Source organism: Pseudomonas sp. KCJK9000 (genome assembly GCF_046230725.1).
Taxonomy (GTDB): domain Bacteria; phylum Pseudomonadota; class Gammaproteobacteria; order Pseudomonadales; family Pseudomonadaceae; genus Aquipseudomonas; species Aquipseudomonas promysalinigenes.
In genome coordinates, this window is the sequence record NZ_JBJJLN010000138.1 from 1 (window position 1) to 530 (window position 530).

The 530-nt window shown below is 65.8% G+C and carries 1 protein-coding gene; it reads right to left on the bottom strand.

Going from position 1 to position 530, the window contains the following annotated elements; genetic code table 11:
• Window positions 1-530, bottom strand: a 530-nt coding sequence (locus ACK59H_RS22965; RefSeq protein WP_409264993.1) for an AMP-binding protein, incomplete at both ends; no start/stop codon positions are given.

A 530-nucleotide genomic window follows, 5' to 3' on the forward strand; every position in this document is an offset into this window, starting at 1 on the left:
TGCAGCTCCACCGGCAGGGCTTCGCCGGAGCAGATGATCCGTTGCAGCGAGGTGCAGCGGGCGGCGTTTTCATCGCCGACAAAGGCCTGCAGCATCGACGGCACGAAGTGCAGCGTGCTGATGCGCTCGCGGGTGATCAGCTCGGCCAGGCGCGCCGGGTCGCGGTGGTCACCGGGCAGCGCCATCACCAGGCGCGCGCCTTCGCTCAGCGGCCAGAAGAATTCCCACACCGACACATCGAAGCTGAACGGCGTTTTCTGCAACACGCTGTCTGCGGCTGACAGCTGATAAGCCTCCTGCATCCAGGCCAGGCGGTTGTGCAAGGCGACATGGCGGTTGCCGGCGCCTTTGGGTTTGCCCGTGGAGCCGGAGGTGTAGATGACGTAGGCGAGGTTTTCCGGGTGCAGCGCTACGTTCAGGTTGCCGGCATCCAGGCCTTGCCAGGCCTCGGCCCGGTCCAGATCGAGCACGCTCAAGCCTTCGGGAATCGGCAGGCCTTCGCGCAGGTGCGACTGGGTCAACAGCAAGGC